This is a genomic window from Streptomyces sp. CO7 (assembly GCF_053474865.1).
The window spans coordinates 321,814-324,012 of the sequence record NZ_JBRIOU010000008.1 but is presented as its reverse complement, the minus strand read 5'-3'; the positions used below and the strand labels follow the sequence as shown (position 1 = coordinate 324,012).

General features: G+C 75.4%; 1 protein-coding gene and 1 pseudogene. Both read right to left on the bottom strand.

The window, feature by feature from the left end:
* The coding region (locus ACOV8S_RS26370) for a DUF5933 domain-containing protein (protein WP_448320893.1) at positions 1–1,355 on the bottom strand (1,355 nt) is incomplete at its 3' end.
* A 191-nt stretch (positions 1,356–1,546) separates the two neighbouring features.
* Positions 1,547–2,199: pseudogene (locus ACOV8S_RS26365) on the bottom strand (hypothetical protein); the annotation flags it as partial.

Here is a 2,199-nt window from a genome sequence, read left to right as displayed (position 1 = left end):
GCCTCCGGGTGCGGGGCCGTGGCCTGCCGGGGCCGGGGGACGGACGGCGGCCCGCCCGCCGTGGGGGCGGTGGGCCCGGTCCACCGGCCGACGGTCCTGACGTAGCCGACGACCACCGAGGCCGTGACCAGCAGCAGGAGCGGCCCGGCGACCCACGGGTACGCGGCCATCTCCTCCGGCAGCCACCGGTAGGACACCAGCAGCGCGACGAAGACCCCGGCGCCGTACGCGGTCAGCCGGACGCCCGTCCGGCACCAGCCACGGTCGTGGGTGCGCAGCGCCGCCTCGATGGTGAGGGTGAAGACCACGCCCGCGAGGAGGTCCACGCCGTAGTGGTAGCCGAACCCGAGCGTGGCGCAGAGCGTGGCGGCCAGCCAGAAGGTCCCCGCGTACCGCAGGACGCGCGGGCCACGGCGGGAGTGGATGAAGATCGCGGTGGCCCAGGCGGTGTGCAGGCTGGGCATGCAGTTGCGCGGCGTGATGCCGTCGAACGGCATGGGCAGCGGGGGGTCGGTCGCCGGGAGCGTGCGCGGCCAGAGGTCGGCGACGGCCCAGGGCTCGCTGGGCGGCAGGTGCGGCGCCCACAGGCTGACCGACTCCCAGTGCGCGGCGCCGGTGCCGTAGGCGAAGACCGGGCCGACCACCGGGAAGATCATGTAGCAGGCCGGGCCGAGCAGGCCTATCACCGTGAACGTGCGCACCAGGTGGTGGCGCGGGAAGCGGCGCTCCACCGCGACCCGGCGCAGCTGGTACAGCGCGACGACGACCGCGGCCAGCGCCAGGTTGCCGTACACGAGCTCCAGGACGTTGAAGCCGACCGGGCCGGTGGCGGTCACCAGCCGTCCGGCCAGCCAGGACGGGTCGCCCAGCGCGTGGTCGGCGGCCGCCAGGTACTGGTCGAGGACCAGCGGGCGGGTCTCGGAGGTGATGAGCAGCCAGGTGTCCCCGGTCTTGCGGCCGGCCAGCAGGAGGAGTCCCAGGCCGACGCCCTTGAGCAGCAGGAGCCGCTCCCGTCCGGTGCGGCGGGTGACGGCGAGGACCGCGAGGGCGAGGATCACCCACAGGGCGCCGTTGCCGAAGGGGTGGCCGCCGCTCGTGCCGGTGCCGGCCGCCCAGCGCAGTACCAGCAGCACGACGTCGACGCCGACGGCCGCGCCGATCGCGACGAAACGTTCCCGCCAGGTCAGGACCACCAGCGTCAGCGCCAGGGCGGAGTACAGCAGCCCGCCCGAGTCCGGCGGGAACACCAGCTCCCGTGCCCAGGTGGCGAGCGGCCCGGGTATGCCGAGGTGGCGGGCGGTGGCCTCCAGCGCGACGAGGAAGCCGAGGGTGACGACGGCGGCCGCGCCCCACAGCCACGCCGGTGGCCGGCGCCGCCCGTCGACCTCGCCGCCGTCGGCTCCGCTGCCCAAGCCCCGAGACACCCTCACGCCCCTCGCTCCGTCCCCCCGTTACCTATCGCGCGAGCGAAGCACGGGCCATCCGCGCAGGTCAAGAGCGCCACCGGTCGTTCCGGCCCGCCGGGCCCCGCAGCCGGGCCGGCCCGCTAGCCGTTGTCCACCGGCACCGCGTCGCGCCAGACGGTGACGTCCAGGGTGACGTAGTGGCTGGAACTGCTGCTGGGCGAGCGGCCCACGAAGGTCACCAGGGCGATCAGACCGCTCTGCGTGGTCGCGCACAGCTGCCTGCCGCGGGAGAGCCGGTCGACGGAGATCGTCTGCGGGAGGAAACGGGTGTCCGCCTTGCAGGCCTCCAGGGAACCCTCCGTCTCCTTGTCCAGCAGGACGAGCTCGGTGGTGTAGTGGCCCAGGTGGCAGTCGGTGAACGAGCAGCCGAAGTACAGGTCGTCCTTGTTGTTGTCCCGCGGGGCCAGGGGTTCGTCGCTGAACACGAGGTGGTAGCCCTCGGGCAGGTTCACCCCCTTGTGGACCTCGGGCTCCGGGGTGGCGGCGGCGCGCGGCGTCCCGTCCTCCGGTTCGGCCGGCGCGGTCGCCCCGCGGGTCGCGTCGGCGGCGCTGCCGGTGCGCTCCGGGCCGGCGGCGGGGGTGTCGCCGCGCCCGAGGTAGCCGGCGAGGGCGGCGACGGTCAGGGCGAGGGCCCCGCCGAGGACGCCGAGGACGATGCCGGCCCTGCGCCGTCGGGGCGGCGGGGCGGTCACTCCCGGCGCGGAGGGCCCGGCCGGCCAGGCGGGCCCGTACC